Annotated in this window: 6 protein-coding genes; 5 read left to right on the forward strand and 1 reads right to left on the reverse strand. The window is 54.9% G+C overall.

Annotated elements, in window-relative coordinates; genetic code table 11:
- The 5 genes from BLX42_RS14300 to BLX42_RS14320 form a co-directional block, all read left to right on the forward strand.
- A partial coding sequence (locus BLX42_RS14300) for a DUF4376 domain-containing protein (protein WP_218580313.1) occupies nucleotides 1–414 on the forward strand: 414 nt, incomplete at its 5' end.
- A complete protein-coding gene (locus tag BLX42_RS14305) occupies nucleotides 411–815 on the forward strand; it encodes a DUF1353 domain-containing protein (protein ID WP_161872021.1) in 405 nt (134 codons plus the stop codon). The genes BLX42_RS14300 and BLX42_RS14305, both read left to right, overlap by 4 nt.
- Nucleotides 816–1,367 (forward strand): glycoside hydrolase family 19 protein, encoded by a 552-nt coding sequence (locus BLX42_RS14310; RefSeq protein WP_161872022.1) that lies wholly within the window; start codon nucleotides 816–818, stop codon nucleotides 1,365–1,367.
- On the forward strand, nucleotides 1,364–1,924 hold the full coding sequence (locus BLX42_RS14315) for a lysis system i-spanin subunit Rz (protein ID WP_161872023.1): 561 nt from the start codon (nucleotides 1,364–1,366) through the stop codon (nucleotides 1,922–1,924). Before BLX42_RS14310 ends, BLX42_RS14315 begins: the two co-directional genes overlap by 4 nt.
- A 152-nt stretch (nucleotides 1,925–2,076) precedes the next feature.
- Entirely contained in the window at nucleotides 2,077–2,871 is a 795-nt protein-coding gene (locus BLX42_RS14320) for a DNA adenine methylase (RefSeq protein ID WP_161872024.1), read from the forward strand.
- Between the two features lie 1,220 nt (nucleotides 2,872–4,091).
- On the opposite strand, the gene BLX42_RS14325 is transcribed toward BLX42_RS14320, so the two are convergent.
- Nucleotides 4,092–4,848, reverse strand: a 757-nt coding sequence (locus BLX42_RS14325; RefSeq protein WP_161872025.1) for an SH3 domain-containing protein, incomplete at its 5' end; no start/stop codon positions are given.

The raw sequence follows: 4,848 nt of genomic DNA on the forward strand, positions 1-4,848 counted from the left end.
ATTCTGACCCCGGACCTCGAGCGCCAGGTGGTCATCGTCACGCATGAGCAGGCTCCGCTGAGTGATGAGGAAAAGGCTGCTCTCGCAGCGGCCTGGGCGCAACGCATCGCGGATCGCAGATTCCAGGCAGAAACCGGTGGCGCAGTCGTCGAGGGTCTGGCGGTCAACACCGAGCGTGACAGCCAGTTGCTGCTGACCGGTGCTGCATTCGCTGCCTCGCTCGATCCCGACTACCGCATCAAGTGGAAGACGGCGTCAGGCTTCGTTGAGCTGACGGGCGACCAGGTCATCGCGCTGGCCACAGCGGTGCGCGCACACGTACAGGCCTGCTTCGACCGGGAGGCCGAGTTGCTGAGTGCCGTGGCTGACGGCTCTATCACCGGTCAGATGCTCGAACAAGGGTGGCCGACATGACCCAGTTCTTGACCACATTGAAAACAGAGCAGATTGACCGCTGGCAGCATACTTTGCTGGCGGACCTTGTGCTGGAGGATGACGCCGGAACGTTCACCGTGCCGGCAGGCTTTGCCACCGACTTCGCCAGTATCAGGGTGCTGCATAACGCCTTTCTGTTCGTGCTGTTTGCTCTGGTTTCCGGATACGGCAACTACTCCGCAACTGTGCACGACTGGTTGTACGCCAATGGCCAGGTGAGTCGAAAGGAAGCGGATGCGATCTTGTACCGAGCCCTGCGTGCCGAAGGCGTGGCCCGATGGCGAAGCTGGCTGTTCTGGGCAGGAGTCCGGCTCGGTGGCACCAAGCACTACACCAAGACCCCGACAAGTTCGGGGTTTTCTTCATCTGGAGATCAATAGATGCCCATCACTGAAAAACAGCTCTTACAAATCCTCCCCAACGCCGGCCGCCAAGCCGGCGTTTTTGTTCCTGGTCTCAATGCCACCATGGGCAAGTACGGGATTATCACGCGGTTGCGCATGGCCGCGTTTCTCGCCCAGGTTGGGCATGAGTCTGGCCAGTTTCTGTTCCTGCGCGAACTCGGCAACGATGCCTACCTCTCGAAGTACGACACCGGTCGTTTGGCGCAACGCCTTGGCAACACCCCTGAGTCCGACGGCGATGGCCAGCTTTACCGTGGCCGAGGGCTCATCCAGGTAACAGGGCGAGCCAACTATGAGGCCTGCAGCGAGGCGCTGTTCGGTGACAGTCGTTTGCTCAACACGCCAGAGCTGCTTGAGCAGCCGGTGTACGCCTCGCTGTCTGCCGGCTGGTTCTGGCACAGAGAGGGCTTGAACAGCTTGGCCGACAAGGGCGAAATCCTCGCCATCACCAAGCGGATCAACGGAGGTACTAATGGACTTGAGGATCGCAAGGCCATCTACAAGCGGGCGCTCGAGGTGCTGCAGTGACCGCCTGGGGCGCTCGTTTGATCGCCCTGGCGGCGCTGGTGATCGCGTGTGCCTTGGGTGCCCGGGCGGCCTGGGTGTGGCAGGACAACGCCTACGGCAAGCTGCTCGCCGATCAGGCGACGGACTATGGCCAGCAGTTGGCAGACAAGGAGCGCGCCCATGCCCGTGAGCGGGAGGATGCTGCTACGGCGGCGCTTGATCAACTGGCGGTGCAGCACACTGCACGCCGCGACCTGGAGGCACGCCTGAAAACGCAGGGCCAGGCGCATTCGAAGGAGATGAACGATGCACAACAAACTCAGGCTCGCCTGCGCGACCGCCTTGCTACTGCTGACCTGCGGTTGTCAGTCCTACTCGACGCCGGATCCGTTGCCGCCCAGGGTTGTAACGGTGGGGTGCGAGAAGCCTCCAGCCCCGGAGGCGTGGTACATGGAGCCGTACGCGCCCAACTTGACCGAGCGCATGCTCAACGAATTGTCGCCATCACTGACGAAGGCGACCGGGGACTGATCGCGCTGCAGGCCTGCCAGGCCTACGTCCGCGAAGTCACCAAGTAGTAAAGAGGCGAGCCGGGTGGATGCGCCAACATCCAGCCCGGCCCGCCGAACCCGCAGACCCTTCCTGCAAGTCCAGCCGTGGCCCCTGCCTTGTGCACAAAGCGCGGCCAGCCTAACACCTGTTTATTCATACAGTAAAGACTTGCAATCATATGACCTCTCCTATCATTCCCTGGATGGGCGGCAAACGTCGCCTGGCCGACCGCTTGATCCCCCTCTTTCCCCCTCATGAATGCTATGTCGAAGTCTTCGCCGGCGGCGCCGCGTTGTACTTCATGCGTCCCCAGGCTGCGCCGGTTGAGGTGCTCAACGACCTCAACGGCGACCTGGTCACTCTTTACCGGGTGGTACAGAACCACCTGGAGGAATTCGTCCGCCAATTCAAGTGGGCGCTCAGCTCGCGGCAGATCTTCGAGTGGCAGAAGATGACCCGCCCCGAGACGCTAACCGACATCCAGCGCGCGGCGCGGTTCTTCTACCTGCAGCAGCACGCTTTCGGTGGCAAGGTGACCGGGCAAACCTTCGGCACCGCCACCACTGGGCCTGCCATCAACCTGCTGCGCATCGAGGAGAACCTCTCCGCAGCGTGGCAGCGCCTCGCCGGTACCTACGTTGAGAACCTCTCGTGGCTGGATTGCGCCGAACGCTACGATCGAGCGCATACCTTCTTCTACATGGATCCGCCTTACTGGCAGACCGCCGGTTATGGCGTCGACTTCCCTTTCGAGGAGTACGAACGCATGGCCGACTTTATGCGGCGCTGCAAGGGCAGGGTGATGGTTAGCATCAACGACCACCCGGATATCCGACGGGTCTTCGGCGGTTTCCACTTCGAATGCCTGGATATCCGCTACAGCAATATGAACCAGCGACAGAGCAAAGGTGATGTTAGTGGAGAGTTGGTGATCTTTAATTGGGAACCATCTGAGCTGGGAGGGCTTTTCTGAGTCCTGCGGGTGAGCTAGAGGCAAAGACATTCAGTACCCAATAGGCACTCCATCAGATTCTGAGCATTTGCCCAGAGCACCCTATCGTACGGGGCTCTGGGGTTTTTCGATTTACTCTGGGTTTGTAGGGATAGAGACTGATTTAAATTTCCTGCAGATTTCTTTTACTGGCTCTTGTAGGATTATAAGAGCTACATGGGCTGCAATTGTCATGACATATACAAGTAAGAAAACATCAAATTCGGACTTGTAGTAATAGCTTGTAGTTATGGCTATATAAGTGTTTAGTCCGCTGAGTGAGCCATGGAGCATAAGATGTCTAAGGTGATCCTGTCCAGTAAGGCTTTTAAGGTTAGTACTGTCCCCTGCCTCAATTAATGTCGAGGTAATCAAAGGGGCTATAAGGCTCGGCAAGGTTGTTGCCATGCTAAGTAGAAGTAGTTTTGGAGTATCCAGGCTTATAAATAATTCTGGTATAAAAAAATATATGATTAAGCTTCCTGGTGCGAATAGCGCGAATATTGCCATTGTTGCTGCGATTGTTGTGTTAAGGTTGACTAGCGTAAGGTTATCAGCGACTGACACTTTTTTTCCTTAGTAGGGGAAGTTGGACTGAAAGCACTTAGGGCTGGGGTAGTTGTTTTAGCCTGGTCGGTCCTTAGGATCAGTCGGGCAAGTTTGTCGGTTTGCTCGCGCTCCTGGTCGATCTTCGTGAGCTCAATTCCATGACGGCTGCGCGCCCAGTGCACCACGTTCACGTAGTCGACGTATGTGCTGTTTGCCCGATATTGCTCTATGGTGATCTACGTTTGCAAGTTCTGGTTGATCGCTACCGGTTTCTCGATGTTGCGTCTGCCTGTGTCAGATCCCCGCGCAGCTTGTGGATTTCGTTACAGAGCAGGAGGAGTTGGTGTTGGGAGCATTTCCACATGAGTGGTCATGCTGAGTTCGAAGCTCGTCGTCGATATTCATTGGCATCTACTCGGCCTGTACTGCTCGACAAAGTGGGAGTCGTCCCAGGTGCGAGTGTCTTGCGTTTCTCCCCCGCGATTTTTTGCCGGTAGGGGAGATAGGGCAGAGTGAAAAATACCAAATAGTGTTATTGAACCCATAGAGCCCGAAGGCGTCCGAGACTCGATATTAGAGGATTTGGTCGCCTTTTCGGTTTCTACTACAGCACAATCGGGAATGGGTGGCCATGAGACTATTCTCATTCACGATCAATTCCTTTTAATCTTTTTTAGATACTTGGTGGAAACGTATCCATCTATCCAATATCCCTCGATTTCATAGGACACCAGGAGCCAGTTTCGATTTTCTTTGTCTTGTACGACCACAATAGAATTCTTTTGCAGTTTTAATATTATCTCTGATTTCGAACTTGGGTCTGTTCGAAAATTGACATCCGAACCGGTCACCAAGCGAATGTCTCCCGGCTTCCCTGCGAGCTCCTTTCTAATGAAATCACGAATCTTGGACGGAGATTTTGTTTGGGGGAGGCGAGCATTAAGATCAACAACTGATGCTCGAATACTTTCCCACTGCGAAATGTTAGCAAGGTAAAATATTGTTAGGTGCACTAGAAATCGCAACAGCCAGGTCGGAATCGATGAGAGAACTTCGTTTTTGGCAGTTAAGTCTTGGGTACTGGTGACCGAAGCTTCTCCTGTCGCGATTTTGGGGACAGGTTCAGAGCCTTCCAGTTTTATACTTTGAGCCGGCTTCTCTTGGTCGAGGTTTGGTTTTTTTTCAAACTCCGAATGCCGGCTTTCAAGTTCCTTGAATAAATCTTCGACGCTTAAGTCGGCAAGCGTTGATCCGGTCTCTAAATATGCATTGTTGAGTAGTTTTCCTAGCAGGTTGTGCCCTAGGGCAGTGCGGTGCTGCTCCATGACCTTTGCGACTTTAAGATCAATTGGAGAGCTGTATTGCTCGATGATTTTGGCTATTTTAAGGTCTGTTGGAGAGCTGTATTGC

Origin of the sequence: Pseudomonas sp. SG-MS2 (genome assembly GCF_009933855.1) — a bacterium.
In the GTDB taxonomy this organism is placed as follows: Bacteria; Pseudomonadota; Gammaproteobacteria; order Pseudomonadales; family Pseudomonadaceae; genus Aquipseudomonas; species Aquipseudomonas putida_E.